Source organism: Sinomonas cellulolyticus, from assembly GCF_014656475.1.
Taxonomy (GTDB): domain Bacteria; phylum Actinomycetota; class Actinomycetes; order Actinomycetales; family Micrococcaceae; genus Sinomonas; species Sinomonas cellulolyticus.
In genome coordinates this window covers 1-841 of record NZ_BNCM01000039.1, presented here as the reverse complement: position 1 = coordinate 841, position 841 = coordinate 1, and the positions used below count along the sequence as shown (strand labels likewise).

The window sequence follows — 841 nt, the reverse complement described above, 5'->3', positions numbered from 1 at the left end:
GCGAGGAGCTGGCGGACGTGTTCCTTGATGCCCCACACGATGCCCAGCTGCAGGTCGGCGGCGATGACCTCCTCGAGCCGGGCGCGCTGGGCCAGGGAGAAGTCCTCCTGGTTGCACGCCAGGAGCTTGCGGTACTTCCATGCCGGGTCGCTCGCGCGCCCGCGGCGGCCGTGCTGTTCGTGCGCCCGGCGGCGGCGGACGTCGGTGACCATCTGGTTGGCCCTGGCGACGATGTGGAAGTGGTCCACGGTGATCCTGGCCTTGGGCAGGGCGGTGCGCACCGCCGAACGGAACTCGGAGGACATGTCGATCGCGACCAGCTCGATGCGCTTGCGCCACCACCTGGGCCGGGCGGCGATCCAGTCCCGCACCGCGGCCCCGCGGCGCCCGTCGACGATGTCCAGGATGACCCCGGTGTCCAGGCACGTGAACACGATCGACCACGGCTCGACCCGGGTCGTCTTCCCGGTCCCGTCGCGCAGGTAGCGCACGGTGCGGAACCGGTGCTCGTCGATCCCGAGCCGGCGCACGTACCGCCGGTCCACGTTGCCCTCCACCGTGCCGGTGGTGTGAAGGATCCGCATCGCGGTCGTCCAGGACACCCGGGCCTCCGCGGCGACGCGGGACAGGGCCCGCAGCTCCCCGGACAGGCCAGCGGCGATCCCGCCGACCAGGCGGGTCGTGAGCCGAGCGCGCAGGGGCAGCTGGTCGGTGGCCTGCACGAACGTCCGCCGCGGGCATGCTTCCTCGGCACAGGCGAGGCGGCGCTTGCGCACGAGTACCTCGAGCCCGTCCCCGCCGCAGGGCAGGTCCCTGACCCGGTGCACGGGACGCGCCTGGA

General features: G+C 72.9%; 1 protein-coding gene. It reads right to left on the bottom strand.

Features of this window, described 5'->3' with window-relative positions:
- A partial coding sequence (locus IE231_RS18105) for an ISL3 family transposase (protein ID WP_189695389.1) occupies positions 1 to 841 on the bottom strand: 841 nt, incomplete at both ends.